The 14502-nt window shown below is 76.4% G+C and carries 11 protein-coding genes; 5 read left to right on the plus strand and 6 right to left on the minus strand.

What is annotated here, in order from left to right:
- Window positions 1-3: 3 nt before the first annotated feature.
- From IF01_RS0131325 to IF01_RS44480, 3 genes are all read left to right on the plus strand, one after another.
- On the plus strand, window positions 4-639 hold the full coding sequence (locus IF01_RS0131325) for a 4'-phosphopantetheinyl transferase family protein (RefSeq protein ID WP_030396972.1): 636 nt from the start codon (window positions 4-6) through the stop codon (window positions 637-639).
- 112 nt (window positions 640-751) lie between these two features.
- Window positions 752-1336 carry a hypothetical protein gene (locus IF01_RS0131330; protein ID WP_157855397.1) on the plus strand — a complete coding sequence of 195 codons (585 nt, stop codon included), beginning with the start codon at window positions 752-754 and terminating at the stop codon, window positions 1334-1336.
- A gap of 21 nt (window positions 1337-1357) precedes the next feature.
- Window positions 1358-2644, plus strand: a complete 1287-nt coding sequence (locus tag IF01_RS44480) for a sensor histidine kinase (protein WP_157855398.1) — start codon at window positions 1358-1360, stop codon at window positions 2642-2644.
- On the opposite strand, the gene IF01_RS0131340 is transcribed toward IF01_RS44480, so the two are convergent.
- Window positions 2616-3599 carry a polysaccharide deacetylase family protein gene (locus tag IF01_RS0131340; RefSeq protein WP_030396975.1) on the minus strand — a complete coding sequence of 328 codons (984 nt, stop codon included), beginning with the start codon at window positions 3597-3599 and terminating at the stop codon, window positions 2616-2618. The two genes, IF01_RS44480 and IF01_RS0131340, sit on opposite strands and share 29 nt — an antisense overlap.
- 202 nt (window positions 3600-3801) lie before the next feature.
- Here IF01_RS0131340 and IF01_RS0131345 point away from each other — a divergent pair, with 202 nt between their 5' ends.
- Window positions 3802-5373 (plus strand): CehA/McbA family metallohydrolase, encoded by a 1572-nt coding sequence (locus tag IF01_RS0131345; RefSeq protein ID WP_030396976.1) that lies wholly within the window; start codon window positions 3802-3804, stop codon window positions 5371-5373.
- Between the two features lie 261 nt (window positions 5374-5634).
- A complete protein-coding gene (locus IF01_RS0131350) occupies window positions 5635-6159 on the plus strand; it encodes an ATP-binding protein (protein ID WP_149030501.1) in 525 nt (174 codons plus the stop codon).
- Between the two features lie 397 nt (window positions 6160-6556).
- On the opposite strand, the gene IF01_RS0131355 is transcribed toward IF01_RS0131350, so the two are convergent.
- From IF01_RS0131355 to IF01_RS0131375, 5 genes are all read right to left on the minus strand, one after another.
- Window positions 6557-7168, minus strand: a complete 612-nt coding sequence (locus IF01_RS0131355; protein WP_233290314.1) for a sigma-70 family RNA polymerase sigma factor — start codon at window positions 7166-7168, stop codon at window positions 6557-6559.
- 214 nt (window positions 7169-7382) lie between these two features.
- Window positions 7383-8597 carry a S8 family serine peptidase gene (locus IF01_RS0131360; RefSeq protein ID WP_051756574.1) on the minus strand — a complete coding sequence of 405 codons (1215 nt, stop codon included), beginning with the start codon at window positions 8595-8597 and terminating at the stop codon, window positions 7383-7385.
- Window positions 8598-8890: 293 nt separating this feature from the next.
- Window positions 8891-12265 carry a right-handed parallel beta-helix repeat-containing protein gene (locus IF01_RS0131365; RefSeq protein ID WP_030396980.1) on the minus strand — a complete coding sequence of 1125 codons (3375 nt, stop codon included), beginning with the start codon at window positions 12263-12265 and terminating at the stop codon, window positions 8891-8893.
- 103 nt (window positions 12266-12368) lie between these two features.
- Entirely contained in the window at window positions 12369-13931 is a 1563-nt protein-coding gene (locus IF01_RS0131370) for a carbohydrate-binding protein (RefSeq protein WP_157855399.1), read from the minus strand.
- 106 nt (window positions 13932-14037) lie between these two features.
- On the minus strand, window positions 14038-14445 hold the full coding sequence (locus tag IF01_RS0131375) for a hypothetical protein (protein ID WP_030396982.1): 408 nt from the start codon (window positions 14443-14445) through the stop codon (window positions 14038-14040).
- Between the last annotated feature and the right edge of the window lie 57 nt (window positions 14446-14502).

The raw sequence follows: 14502 nt of genomic DNA on the forward strand, positions 1-14502 counted from the left end.
ACAGTGATCAGCGCACTCCTGCCCGCGTCCGTCGTCGTCGAGACCGCCTACTCCGACCCGCCCCAGGCCCGCCTGGAGCCCGAGGAGGAGGCGGCCGTCGCCCGCGCCGTCGAGTCCCGGCGCCGCGAGTTCACCACCGTGCGCCACTGCGCCCGGCTCGCCCTCGGCCGCCTCGGCGTCCCGTACCGCCCGCTGGTCCCGGGCCTGCGCGGGGCGCCGGGCTGGCCCGAGGGCGTGGTCGGCTCGCTCACCCACTGCGCCGGCTTCCGCGCCGCCGCCGTGGCCCGCGCCGAGGACGTGCTCTCCCTCGGCATCGACGCCGAACCCGCCCTCCCGCTCCCCGAGGGCGTGCTCGACGCGATCGCCCTCCCCGCCGAGCAGGAGCGCAACACCGCCCTCTCCGGCACCCACCCCGGCACACCCTGGGACCGCATCCTCTTCAGCGCCAAGGAGTCCGTCTACAAGACCTGGTTCCCGCTCACCCACACCTTCCTCGACTTCTCCGAGGCCGACCTCACCCTCCGCCCGGACGGCACCTTCACCGCCGTCCTCCTCGTCCCCTCCCCCCTGCCCACCCTGGACGGCCGCTGGCGCGTCCACGACGGCCACCTCGCCACCGCGATCACCGTCCTGCGGTAGTCGGGGCGCGGGTGGGGCCGGGGACTCATGTTCCTGGGACAGGACCGGGAGGAGGGTGGAGGTACAGCGCCCGCAGGATCGGAGCGGGCCAGGACGACTACGAGGTGTCACCATGAGTAGTGGCTCCGTCACCAATGTGCCCGCCCTGCTCGTCACCGTGCACGACCAGGTACGGGACGGAGTGCCCGGCAAGCTGCTGGCGCACGGCTTCATGACCAGCGGCTCGACCGTGCTGGTCCCGGATCCGCCGGAGGCGCTCGCGAGCCCGTGGCGCAGATACATCCTCCGGATCTCCCGGTCACCGGGGCACGACGGCACCGCCGAGGTGCTGCCCGTCGCCGGCATCGGCCTGGCGGCGGTCCGCGGGGACGGGATCAGCACCGCGGCGGCCCTGCTGTCGCTGGTCTGGCCGACCCGGTTCGCGGTCCCCACCGTGACCTCCACCCCGGAACGGGTCGCCGAGCTCCTGGTCCGCCACCACGGCGACCAGTGGGCGGTCTACGCCGAACTCGGCCTCCGGGTGGTGCGCCCGGCCCGGAAACCGGGCCCGACCGACGAGTGGTGGCTCGGCCCGGCGTACGAGCGGTACGTGCACTCCAGCGCCGAGGACTTCGGCTGCGGCACCTGCGGCAGCAGTCCCAACTGCTGCCACCGCCCCGGCGCGGCGTCCGCGGCCCCGGCCACCGAAGCGGCCTGACCGGGCCGCGGGGTGGTCCCGATGATCACGGCGACAGCGCCGCAACGGCCGCGGGAGGCCCGGGACACCGGACCGGGCCTCCCCCCGCCGGTCTGCTGGCAGGACGTCGCGCTGGCGCTCGCGGCGGTCGTCCCGGAGCTGTTCTACTTCGGCACCGTGCTCGCGCCCTGGACCAGCCGGGAGCAGCAGGTGTGGATGGTCCTGCTCGCCCTGGGCGAGGCCGCCGCCCTGGTGGTGCGCCGCCGGTGGCCGGTGGCGGTCTTCGGCGCCGTCTGGGCGGTCTCGGCCGGCGCCGACCTGCTCTCCTGGGCGAACGCGCTCGACTACGTGCCCTGCTTCGGGCTGATGATCGCCCTCTACACCGTCGCCTCGATGTGCCGACGGCCGGTCGCGTACGCGGCCCTGTTCATCACCCTGGTGCCGCTCGGGCTGGCGATCGCCGAGACGATCGGCAACTACCAGGGCCCGCAGCTCGCCTCCGTGCTCGTCGCGAACCTCGCCTTCTACGTCCCGGTGACGCTGGTGGTCTGGGGCTTCGCGCGGTGGAGCCGGTCCGCCGAGGAGGCCGCCGAACGGCACCGGCAGGAGGTCGCCGACGCACGGCTGCGGGTCACCCGGGAGCGGGTGCGGATCGCCCGGGAGCTGCACGACATCGTCGCGAACGCCGTCGCGGTGATCGTCATGCGGGCAGAGACGGCGCGGGTCACGGCCCTGGAGGATCCGGCACGCGGGGAGGCGTTCGGGCACATCGAGGACCTCGGCCGGTCGACGATGGCCGAGCTGCGGCACATGCTGCGGCTGCTCCGTAGTTCCGAGGCGGCGGTCGAGGAGGGGTACAGCCACGGCCTGGGCGATCTGGACCGGTTGCTGGCGGACGTCCGCAAGGCCGGGGTCCGGATCTCGGTGGAGACCCGGGGTGCGCCGCTGCGGATCGACGACAGCGTCAGCCAGACCGCCTACCGGCTGGTCCAGGAGGCCGCCACCAACATCACCAAGCACGCCGGTCCGGGGACCAGGGCGGTGGTGCGGATCACCTGGGACCGGGCGCTGCTGATCGAGGTGGTCGACGACGGCGCCGGTCGGCCGCCGGACGACCGGCGGGAGCTGTCGACCGGGCACGGGCTGCTCGGGCTGCGCGAACGGGTGGCGCTGTACGGCGGGCTGCTGAGCGCGGCCCCGTACGGGCCCGGGTACCGGGTGGCGGCGGCACTGCCGGTGTCCGCGGCCGTCGGTGCCCGGCCGACCGCGGGCACCGACGGTGGGCGGCCGGCCGAGGGGGTCAGCGGAAGGCGTCGGAGAGGCGGGTGAAGGTCCGGCCGTCGGCGAGGAGGGTGGGGAGGGCGGCGGCCAGGCCGGGGGCGGTGCCGCCGTCGGGGTGGTTCATGTGGGCGATCACGACGGCCCCGGGGGCGGCGTCCAGCAGTTGCCGGCGGACCTGGGCGGCGGGGAGGGTGGCGCCGCCGTCGGCGTTGGTGCTGAACCCGGCGATCCGCTGGCCGAGGTCGGCGGCGATCCGGGTGGCGACGTCGTCGTAGTGGGCGGTGCCGGAGCGGAAGAAGGCCGGGGGGCGGCCGAGCAGGGCGGTGAGCTTGGCGAGGTTGCCCGCGATCTCGTCGTGGACCTCGCCGGGGTCGCGGGTGCCGGCGATGCCGTAGGCCGAGCGGCCGGTGACGGAGAGGGGGCGGTGGGCGGTGCCGTGGTTGGCGATCTCGAAGAGCGGGTCGGCGGCGAGGCTCTCGAAGGTGTCGGGGTTGGCGTCGATCCAGCGGGCGTTCAGGAAGAGGGTGGCGGGGACGCCGTGGGTGCGCAGGGTGGCGACCAGGGCCGCGTCGTAGCCGGAGCCGCCCGGGCCACCGCAGGCGTCGAAGGTGAGGGCGATCGCGGGGGCGGCGGACCTGGGGAGGGCGGTGAGCACGCCGGGGACGTCGAGGCCCCAGGCGGCGGGGACGGCGTCGGCGTAGCGGGCGGTGACGAACGCGCGGGTGGGGACGGCGGCGGGAGCGGCGGGGGCGGGCGCGGGCGCGGGGACCTCGGGCGCCGGGACCTCGGGCGCCGGGACCTCGGGGGCGGGGCTCTCGGGGGTCGGGGTCGGCTCGGGGGCCACCGGCTCCGCGGTCGGGACGGACGCAGCGGTCGGGACGGACGCAGCGGTGGGAACGGGCGCCGCGGTCGGGACGGGCGGCGCGGGGCTCGTCGTCGGCGCGCAGGCGGCCAGGGTGGTCCCGGCCGCGGCCACCAGGAGGGTCCGCCGACTGAGTGACATGAATGCGCTCCGAATCTGCCTGACTGTCAGATGATCTGACTACCTCCTATTCAGGGCCCGCCCCACCCCCCGGCGCAACCCGGGTCCGCCTTCACGGGGCCTCCGCCCGGTGGTGGGGCCCGGCTCACCGGGGGTTCACCCGGACGAGCGGACAGCGGGTAGGTACGGGCCGCGAGCATCCCGGCGAGAGCGGAGGCACCCGATGGCGGACGACGTGCACGAGGAGCAGGCCCGGCCGGGCCGGCGCGGGCTACTGGCCGCGGGCGCGGCGGGCGCGCTCGGCGCGGTGGTGACGGGCGCGGGCACCGCCCGGGCCGAAGGAGCCGCGGCCCCGGCCGCACCCCAGGACCGGACGATCACCCTGACCGGGAAGCTGCCGACCGGCGCACCCGACTTCGTGTACCTGCCCTTCGACGTCCCGTCCGGCGTCCGCGAACTCGCCGTCTCCTACCGCTACGACAAGCCGACCGTGCCGCCCGGCACCCCGGGCAACTCCTGCGACATCGGGCTGTTCGACGAGCGCGGCACCGAACTCGGCGGCCGGGGCTTCCGCGGCTGGTCGGGCGGCTTCCGGACCGAGTTCACGGTGGGCCGGCAGCAGGCCACGCCCGGCTACCTGCCGGGGCCGGTCCGCCCGGGGCGCTGGAACATCGTCCTCGGGCCGTACCAGGTCGCCCCGCAGGGGCTGGAGTACCGGGTCGACGTCACCCTGCGGTTCGGCGCGCCCGGCCGGGAGTTCACCCCCGCCTACCCGCCGGAGCGCGCCCGGGGGCGGGGCCGCGCCTGGTACCGGGGCGACTGCCACCTGCACACCGTGCACTCCGACGGGCGCCGCGAGCCCGCCGAGGTGGCCGCCGGGGCGCGCGCGGCCGGGCTGGACTTCATCGTGTCCACCGACCACAACACCTCCTCCGCCCACGGCGTCTGGGGCCCGCTGGCCGGCCCGGACCTGCTGATCCTGCCCGGCGAGGAGGTCACCACCCGCAACGGCCACTGGCTGGCGCTGGGCCTGCGCCCGGGCGAGTTCGTCGACTGGCGCTACCGCTCCCGCGACGAGGCCCTCCCCCGGTTCGCCCGCCAGGTGAAGCGCCAGGGCGGCCTGGTGGTCCCGGCGCACCCGTACTGCCCGTACGTCGCCTGCCAGTGGAAGTTCGGGTACGAGTACGCCGACGCCGTCGAGGTGTGGAACGGCCCGTGGACGTACGACGACGAGTCGGCCGTGGACGGCTGGGACGCCCAGCTGGCGGTGGCGCTGCGCGACGGGCGCTCCTGGCTGCCCGCGATCGGCAACAGCGACGCGCACAGCGCCCCGCAGGTGATCGGCTCGCCGCACACCGTGGTGCTCGCCGAGGACCTCACCCGCGACGACGTCCTCGACGGGCTGCGGGCCGGCCGCAGCTGGCTGGCCGAATCGGCGGCCGTCCGGCTGGAGTTCACGGCGACCGGGCACGGTCGGCAGGCCGGGATCGGCGAGGAGCTGGCGGTTCCCGCGGACGCTCCGGTGGACGTCCGGCTGGACGTCTCCGGGGTGCCGAACGGCACGGTGCGGTTCCTGACCGACGAGGGCCAGCTGCACCAGGAGTCGCTGCCCGCCGACGGCGCGGGCACGGTGGTCTGGCGGACGACGGCCTCGCTCGCCGCGTTCGTCCGGGCCGAGGTGCGGCACCCGAGGGCCGACGGCACCCCGGGCCGGGGCAACGCGATGGGCCCGGACCTCCCCTGGGGCCCGATGGCCGCGCTCACCAACCCGATCGTGCTGCGGGCCCGGGCGTAGAGATCGGCGCGGGCGTAGCGGGAAGGCGAACGGACGGCGAGGGGCCTGCGGGGGTCGGCGGGAGGTCCGGGGAGGGGAGGACTCCGGGGCGCACCGTGGACTAGGTTGATCCCCGACAGCAGTCACTCGTAGGGACGAGGCGGTCGGCTGTCCGCCTTGCCGGATTCGGCCGGTTCGTGTTCCGACCCCGGCCGGCCCCCGCGTGTTCCGCCCGTCCCGCCCCGGCCCCGTCCGTCCAGGCCCGCGAAGGGATCAGCAGCCGTGAACCGTACGACCACAGGTGGGCCGGAGCTCGGAGGCGGACGGGGGGCGGGCAGCGTGGTCGTCCTCTCCGACCCGGCCGCCGGCGCCGGGAGCGGCGCGGTGGCCCCCCTGGTCGCGGACGCGCTCTTCCCCAGCGTCCACCTGCGCGCGGAGGACTTCCGGCGGGCGGTCCGGCAGGGCTATGTCGCCCCGGACCGGCCGGAGGCGCGGCGGCAGAACGTGACCGCGCTGGCGGCCACCGCCCAGGCGGCCTTCGCCTTCGCCTCGGGCGGCTACCAGGTGGTGGTGGAGGGCTCGGTCGCCCCGACCGCGCTGGACGCCTTCCGGCGGGAGAGCCGGGCCACGGGCGCGGCGCTGCACTACGTGGTGCTCAACGGGGGTACGACCGGCGGTACGGCGGCCGGCACTGCCGCGGCCGACGGTGCGGCGCAGGCCGACGGCCCGGCGGCGGACGCGGCCGAGGCCACGGCGGACACGGTGCTGGCGGGGCTGCGCCGGGGGGCGTACCTGCTCGGCTGGTGAGCCTGCCGCCGCCCCGGGGGGAGACCGGGGCGGCGGCGGAACGGGACGGCGGCGAACGGCGGCCGCGAACGGAGAAGGGGCGGTCGGTCGGTTCTGGGGGGACCGACCGACCGCCCGCGGCACGGCGTCACGAGCGACGACGCCCCGGCGTCCGCTCTCCCACAAGAGCGAACGCCGGGGCGGCCGCGGACCCGGCGCCCGAACGGGGGTACAGGCGCCGGTGGCGGTGCCGCCACAATGGTCAACGGGTCGCGGCCCGGAAGCGGTTCACGGCCTTCCGGTTCGGGTCCGCCCGGACCGGCCCCGGTTTCCCGAAAGGGCAGCGATCCCGGGCGGTCCCCCGTCCGGTCCCCGCCCGATCGACGGCCCCGAGCAACGGCCCCGAGCAACGGCCCGGTCAGCCGGCCCAGGCCATCCCGCGGGCCTCCAGGATCGGCCGCAGCGCGCGGACCGCGTAGAAGCTGCGGGACTTCACCGTGCCGACCGGCACCCCCAGCACCTGCGCCACCTCGACCATCGACCGGCCCTTCATGTGCAGCTGGACCAGGACGTCCCGGTGGTGCGGCTGGAGCTCGGCCATCGCCACGGCCACGTCCTGGGCGACGAGCACCTCGTCGTAGGGGTCGTGGGCACCGGCGTGGTCCTCCGGGGTCTCGTCGGCGACCTCCTGGGCGCGGGCGGCCTGCATCCGGTAGTGGTCGATGGCGATCCGGCGCGCCACCGTGAACAGCCAGGGACGGCTGTGCTCGGGGCCGCGCTGCACGGCCGCCGGGTTCTGCCAGGCGCGCAGCAGGGTCTCCTGGACGATGTCCTCCGCCTTGCCCCGGTCGCCGCTGGTCACCCGGAGCATCGCGCGCAGCAGGTAGCCGCCGTGCAGGCGGTACAGCTCGGCGAGGACGTCCTGGTCCAGGGTGGGCCGGGCGGCGGGCGCGGCAGGCACGGCGGGCACGGCGGGTACCCGGGCGTCCCCGGTGGTCGTCCCGGCCAGGGCGGTTGCGTCGATGGCCACGGCTGTTGAGCCCCTCACACCATTCATCGGTACCTCGGTCGGTCGGTACCGGGGTCGATCGCTGTCTCGGTGCACCGGGGCAGGCCACCGCGATCGGACGGCTCCCCGGGCGGTGCCACGCTGGCAGCCCCCGCCAACGCGCGGCCAACGCGGCCGCGACCGCCCGCGTTGGCGGGACGTTGGCGGGCCGCCCGCGGGTCGATCCACCGCGGGGTCACTCCGCCGCCGGCGTCCCCGCTCCGTCCCGCCCGTCTCTCCCGGCCCGCGCGGCCGCCCGGTTGCGGCCGACCCTGGCGGCGGCCGCCGCCAGGCCGAGCAGCGCCGCGCCGCCCAGGCTCACCCCGGTGACCGCCGACGCCAGCCGGACCGGCCTCCCGTCCGGCGGCGGCGGGACGACCACGGGTTCGGCGGTGGCGGCAGCGGTAGGCACCGCGGCCGCGGCCGCTCCGGCAGCGGCCGGGGCGCCGACCGCCGTCACCGGGTCCACCGCGCCCCAGCCGACGGCCGGATCGGGCAGCGCCGTACCGGGCCGGTAGGCGGTCGAACGCAGCCGGTCGGCGAGCTGCTCGACCGTCAGCGACGGCGACCGGCCGAGCACCAGGGCCGCCGTCCCCGCCACCAGCGCGGCGGCGTAGCTCGGCCCGGAGGCCGTGAAGGTGCCGCCGCCGGGGCCGGCCGCCAGCAGGCCCTCGCCCGGCGCGGTCACGTCCACGCGCGAGGTCCGGCCGGGGGCGACGGCGACGGCCGCGCCACCGGCCCGGCCCGCCGAGCCGCCGGCGGAGTCGGAGACCCCGGAGCCGGCCGGGGCGCCGTCCGCGCCGATCGCGGCCACCGCGAGCACCCCGGGGTACCCAGCGGGGTAGACCGGGGCGTTCACCGCCTGGTTGTCCGGCCCGACCGGGGCGACCAGCAGCATGCCCTTCGCCGTCGCGTAGCCGACCGCGTCGGCCAGGGCGGGCGCGGGCTCCGCGATCGGCGCCGCGACCAGGCCGATCCGGGCGCCGCCGTCGGCGGCCGCGCGGATGCCCCGGGCGAGCAGGTCGGCATTGGTGCTGCCGGCGTCGTCGGTGGCGGCCACGGCCAGCACCTTCGCGGCGGGGGCGACACCGGACGGGCCGCCGTCGGCGGGGCGGCGGCCGGCCACCAGGGTCGCGAGGGCGGTGCCGTGGCCGACGCAGTCCCGGCCCGCGTCGCCGTCCCCGTGCAGCCGGGGCCCGAGCGTGAGCCGGCCGGCCAGCGCACCGGCGCCCGAACCGGCCCCGGCGTCCACCCCGGAGCCGATCACGGCCACCGTCACCCCGGCGCCCCGGCTCAACGGCCAGACGGCCTCCGGCCGCAGGAAGACCTGCGACCAGCTGGGCCGGTCCGCGGCGCGGGCGGACGGCTTGCGGCACCCGTTCTGCCGGACGTCGGAGACCGTCTGCGCCATGGGAGGGAACTCCGCCGCCTGCGTGCCCGCACCACCACCGGCGGCCGCACCGGCACCGCCACCGGCGCCGGCGCCACCGGCAGCAGCACCCGGGGTCGCACCCGGCACCGCGTTCCCGACGGCCGGCACCGCACTGCCCGCAGCAGGCCCGGCCGCCAGAGGCCCGGAACCGGACGCCCCCGCCCCCCACGCGGCGGCCGGGGCGAGGGCGGCGAGCGCCGCCAGGCCGCCCGCCACCGCGGCGGCGGGGCGGGCCAGCCGCCCGGGGCCTCGGTCTCGGCCTCGGCCGGTGCTCACACCGGGCTGCCGGAGCGGTCCGCGGCGATGTCCTCGGGCAGCAGCAGGCTCAGCTCCGAGAGGTCGGCGACGTCCAGCCGGCTGAGCCGGCCCGCCTGGCGGGTGATCATGCCCTCCAGGGTCTGCCGCGCGAAGCGGCCGTTGCCGAAGGTGCGGTCGCGCGGGACTCCCGCGAACAGCTGCTCCAGCGCGGCCAGCGTGTGCGGCGCGCACTCGTACCCGGCCTTGACCGCGTGGTTGCGCACGATGGTGACCATCTCCGCGTCGGAGTAGTGGCCGAAGTCGATCTGGCGGGAGAAGCGGGAGGCGAGACCGGGGTTGGAGGAGAGGAAGTGCCGCATCTCGTCCTCGTAGCCGGCCACGATCACCACCACCTCGTCCCGGTGGTCCTCCATCAGCTTCATCAGGGTGTCCACGGCCTCCTGGCCGAAGTCCCCGCCGCCCCCGTGCCGGGGCGTCAGGGTGTACGCCTCGTCGACGAACAGCACACCGCCCCGGGCCCGGTCGAAGGCCTCCTTGGTGAGCTGGGCGGTGTGGCCGACGTAGCGGCCGACCAGGTCGGAGCGGGCGGTCTCGATCAGCTGGCCGCCGGGCAGCACGCCCAGCTCGGACAGCAGCCGCCCGTAGAGCCGGGCGACCGTGGTCTTGCCGGTACCGGGCGGACCGGCGAAGACCAGGTGGTGGCTGATGGTGGCGGTCGCCAGCCCGGCCTCCTCCCGGCGGCGGACCTGCCGGATCAGGTTCACCAGGTCCTCGACCTGCTCCTTGGCGGCGGGCAGGCCCACCAGGGCCTGGAGCTCGGCCAGCGGCTCGGTGCCGTCGCTCTCCTTCACCGGCGGTTCGAGTTCGACGCCCACGTCCCCGGGGACGAGCAGGGCGAGGTCCTGGTCGCTGATCTCGGCCTGCTCCGCCAGCCGGGTCGCCTGCCGGTCGACCATCTCCTCGAAGACCTTGCGGGCCGCGCGGCCGTTGCCGAAGTCCTCGCCGCGCGGCATCCACTCGAAGAGCAGCGTCAGCGCGTCGCCGGTGCCCGCGGCGAGCTCGTAGCCGTGACTCGTGGCGGCCCGCTCGACGATGGTGACCAGCTCGTCGACCTCGTAGTTGGCGAACTCGACGGTCCGGCTGAACCGGGAGGCGAGACCGGGGTTGGAGGCCAGGAACTCGGTGATCTCGGCGGAGTAGCCGGCCACGATCACCACCACGTCCTCGCGGTGGTCCTCCATCAGCTTGACCAGGGTGTCGATCGCCTCCCGTCCGAAGTCCGGGCCGGAGCCGCCGGAACCGGCCGACAGGGTGTACGCCTCGTCGATGAACAGCACGCCGCCGAGCGCCTGCTGGAACACCTCGGTGGTCTTGATCGCGGTGCCGCCGATGATCGAGGCGACCAGGTCGGCCCGGGCCACCTCGGTCAGGTGCCCGCTGCGCAGCACGCCCAGCTCCGCGAGGATGGCGCCGTAGAGCCGGGCGACCGTGGTCTTGCCGGTACCGGGCGGACCGGCGAAGACCAGGTGGCGGCTCATCGGCAGGGCCGGCATGCCGGCCAGTTCGCGGCGGCGGGCCAGCTTGTTGAGGTTGACCAGGGTGGCGACCTGCTCCTTGACACCGGCCAGGCCGACCAGCGACTCCAGCACCTCCAGCGGTCCCGGCGGCGCGGCCGGGGCGGGGGCGCGGCCGGCCTCCGGTCCCTGCTCGGGGGCGCCGTTCCCGGCGGCGGCCGGGCCGGAGGCGGCGGCGCCCTCGGCGCGCGGGCTGCCGACGGCGGCCGCGGCGGTGCCGTGGGCGTCCGGCAGGCCGTTCTCCTCGCTGGTCAGCTGCTCCACCGCGAGCCGCTCGCTGGCGGCCGTCTGCCGCAGGCCGGAGCCCCGGTTGCGGGACAGCTTGCAGCCGGTCAGCCGGACCGCCTCCACCGAGTCGAGCCGCACCCCGTCGCCGATGTTCTCCACCGCGTCGACCTGGGCCAGGGCGGCCCGACCGCCCGCGCCGATCCGCACACCGTGGCGGCGGTTGCCGTGGCTGCGGACCCGGGTGCAGGTCAGGTCGCCGCCGTCCTCGACCGACAGGCCGTCCTCGCCCGAGCCGCTCACCTCGCAGTCGCGCAGCGCGGCCCGGCCGACCTTGCCGACCACCACGCCGGAGCCCTTGGCGCCGCGCACCACCCCGGCGCCGACGAAGGTGTCCGCGCCGTCGGTGATCCGCAGTCCGGCCCGCCCGGCGTCGGTCACCTCGACGCCCTCCAGCCGGCCCCGGCCGTCCCGCAGCACCTCGACGCCGTCGGCGCCCGCGCCGGTGACGGTCAGGTGCCGCACCCGGGGGTTGGCGCCGCCGCCGATCGACAGGCCCGGGCCGGTGACGTCCCGGATCTCCAGCCGGTCGATGTCGGCGGCGCTCTCCTCGGCCAGTTCGACACCGGCCCCGCCGCAGCCGCGCACCACCGTGCCCTTGAGCACCGGACCGGCGTGCTCGCCGACCCAGATGCCGGTGCCCTCGGCGTCGGCGACCTCGCAGTTCTCGAAGTGGCCGCGCGAACGGCCGGTGATGTGGATGCCGTGCCCGGCGGTGCGGGCGGTGGAGCAGCGGCGCAGCTCCGGGTCGGTGCCGGCGGCGAGCGCGATGCCGTGGCCGGTGGTGGCGCTGACCACACAGTCCTCCAGCACCACCCGGGCCGCGGAGCTGATGTACACGCCGATCGCGGTGTCCCGGACGGCGGTGCGCACCAGCCGGGTGGTGGAGCGCTCCTCCAGGGCGACGGCGGGCTTGTCGGTGACGGAGATCTCGCAGTCCTCGAAGGTGCCGCGGGCCTCGCCGTTGGCGCAGATGCCGTTGCCGCGGGCGTCGCGCAGCACGCAGTTGCGCAGCAGCGGGTTGGCCCGCTCGCCGACCACCACGGCGGAGGTGCCGAGGTGCTCGATGACGCAGTCCTCGATCACGCTGGTGCCGGTGGAGGTCTCGACGATGCCGGCGCCGGCCGGGTTGGTGACCCGGCAGTCGCGCATCGCGAGCGAGCCCTGCTGGCGGGTCAGGACGGCCGTCCAGGAGGCGCCGACCACCTCGCAGTCCGACATCGCGGCCTGCCCCCGGGGCACGTCGACGGCGGGGAGTTCCTCGTCCTGGCCCTGCACGACCAGGCCGGTGAGCTGGACGGCCTCGGCCACCACCTGGACGACGCAGCCCCGCCGGGCGGTGATCCGGACGCTGCCGCGCGGCTCCTCGGCGGTGATGGTGACCATCTTGGTGATGACCAGGTTCTCCTCGTAGCGGCCCGGGCGGACGGAGATCACCGCTCCGCTGCGGGCCGCCGCGAGCGCGTCGCCGATCGTGCGGTACGGGCCGCCCCGCTGTTCCGGGCACACCGTCAGCACATGGCGCGACATGGCCGTCCTCTCCTGGGTCTTCATGGGTACGTCGTCGGGGTCGGACGGGGTCGGGCGGGTCGGGACGGTGCGGGGCCCGGGGCGGGCCGCGGGGCGGGCCCGGTCAGGAGGCCGTGCAGTCGGCCCTGACGGCGGAGGCCGCGATGTGCGCCTTGTCGGTGGCGGTGCCGGCCCAGTCGAGGCCGCGGGAGTGCAGCATCACCGAGATCTTGCCGCCGGAGACCGTGAACGCCTTGCTGGTCACCCAGCTCCCCCGGCTGCCGGTCTGGTTGACCGAGAAGTCGCCGATGACACCGGAGTTCGGGGTGGAGGAGTTCTGGACGGTGTAGTACGCGGGCTTGCCGCCGACCAGCTTGTAGTCGCTGTTGTTGGGCACGTAGACGGCGATCGTGCAACTGCCGCTCGTGACCGGCGCGGTGGAGAACGTCCAGACCACCGAGTTGTCGTTGTCGTCCTTGCTGTCCGAGCCGGACATCGGCATCGACACGTACTTGCCGTTGCAGCCCGAACCGGTGTACCCGCCGGTCGAGCTGCTGAGCCAGCCGGTGGAGCCCTGCTCCCAGTAGCCGTGCTGGGCGTAGGCGACCGAGGCGGTGCTGCAGTTGCCGCCGCCGATGGCGCTGTAGGTGGCCTTGGCGGCGGCGGGCGGCTGGACGGGGGGCTGGGAGGCGGGCGGCTGCTGCGGCGCCGGCTGCTGGGGTGCCGGCTGCTGCGGGGCGGGCTGCTGGGGCGCCGGCTGCTGCGGAGCGGGCTGGCCCGGCGCGGGCTGCTGCGGGGCGGGCTGACCCGGGGCCGGCTGCTGGGGCGCGGGCTGACCGGCGCCGGGCTGCTGCGCGGCGGGCTGGCCCGCGGCGGGCTGCGTCGTCTTGCTGTTGCTGCCACCGGTGCTACTGCCACCGGTGCCGCCGGTGCCGTTCTGGGTCCCGCTCTGCGGTGCCTTGCCCGCCGGGACGTTCGTGCCGGCGGGCTGGCCGCCCGGCACCGCCGGGGTGCCAGCGGTGCCACCGCCGAGGGCGAGCCCGGGAACGGTGCCCGAGCCGTCGACGGGCGGCGCTGTGAGCGCTCCGGGGTCGCCGGTGGCGGGAGGGTCGACGGGCGCCGGGAGCGGGAGTCCGGTCGTGGGCGGGTCGGTCGGCGCGGGCGGCTGGACGTCGTCGATCTCCGGTCCGTCGACCAGCTGGGGGTCCGCCCGGTTCACGCCCCGGTTGTCGCCGTGCTTGTCAGCGCCGTCGGTGATCAGGAACGGCAGGCCCATCAGCACCACTCCCGCCGTGGCGGCGGCGACCAGCGCGGGCCGCCGGAACCGGGGCCGACGGGACGTCTCGTCCGGCTCCTCGCCGTCCGCGCCCTCGGCCCCGACGGGGACCGGCGCCCCGGGCTCCTCGCCCGGGCCGAACCCGGCCGCGGCCGAGGGGACGACCGCGACCGGCGGCACCGCCGCGGCGGTCACCACCGGCGTGACCGGCCCGTACTGCGGCACGGCGACCTGCTCGGTCGGCGCCTCCGCCGTCGCCGGGGCGGCCACCGCGGCAGCGGCGGCGGCTCCGGCCGCGGCGGCGGGTGCCGACGCCCCGGCCGGCTCCTCCTCCATCTCCCAGTCCATCGACGGCAGCTGGATCCCCGCCGCCCCGCCCCGAGCCCCGTTCCCGCCCGTACTCGTGCTCACCGCAGCCCCTCCGGCCTCGCATGCAGTCCCAGTCGACAGGACCACCCCGTCGACTGGACTTCGGGTGCTCCTACTCCGTTCCTACGGCCGGACCCGGCCCGGCGGTTCACGGCTGCCCACCACCGCCGCCCAACAGCTGGGTCAGGGCGCTGAAGACGCTGTCCTCCAGGCTCTCCATGGGCTCCGGCTCCTCGATCCGAGGCGGCCCGTCGGCCGCGTTCGGCGGCAGCGGCGGGTTCGGGCCCGGCGGCTGGACCGGCGGCACCGGCTGCTGGACCGGCGGCGGGACGTGCACCCAGGAGTCCTCGGACAGCTCGCTCCCGGAGTCCGACAGGTCCGAGTCGACCGAGCGGTTGTCCGAATCGCTCCCCACCCTGGTGTTGGGATGCAGATAGAACTCCTCCGGACCCTCGTAGGGCCGAGCCGTCTGCCAGGTGTCGGTGGTCCCCTCACGCTCGTGCGCCGGCTCCGACAGGTCCGAGTCGACCGAGGCGTTGTCCGAATCGCTCCCCACCCGGGTGTTGGGATGCAGATAGAACTCCTCCGCACCCTCGTAGGGCCGAGCCGTCTG

This window comes from Kitasatospora purpeofusca (assembly GCF_000718025.1).
Lineage (GTDB): Bacteria > Actinomycetota > Actinomycetes > Streptomycetales > Streptomycetaceae > Kitasatospora > Kitasatospora purpeofusca.

What these genes read in the sequence shown, in the direction of transcription:
- IF01_RS0131330 (WP_157855397.1), top strand. Translation starts at nt 752, where the DNA reads ATGAGTAGTGGCTCCGTCACCAATGTGCCCGCCCTGCTCGTCACCGTG.
- IF01_RS44480 (WP_157855398.1), top strand. Translation starts at nt 1,358, where the DNA reads ATGATCACGGCGACAGCGCCGCAACGGCCGCGGGAGGCCCGGGACACC.
- IF01_RS0131340 (WP_030396975.1), bottom strand. Translation starts at nt 3,599, where the DNA reads ATGTCACTCAGTCGGCGGACCCTCCTGGTGGCCGCGGCCGGGACCACC.
- IF01_RS0131345 (WP_030396976.1), top strand. Translation starts at nt 3,802, where the DNA reads ATGGCGGACGACGTGCACGAGGAGCAGGCCCGGCCGGGCCGGCGCGGG.
- IF01_RS0131360 (WP_051756574.1), bottom strand. Translation starts at nt 8,597, where the DNA reads ATGGCGCAGACGGTCTCCGACGTCCGGCAGAACGGGTGCCGCAAGCCG.
- IF01_RS0131365 (WP_030396980.1), bottom strand. Translation starts at nt 12,265, where the DNA reads ATGTCGCGCCATGTGCTGACGGTGTGCCCGGAACAGCGGGGCGGCCCG.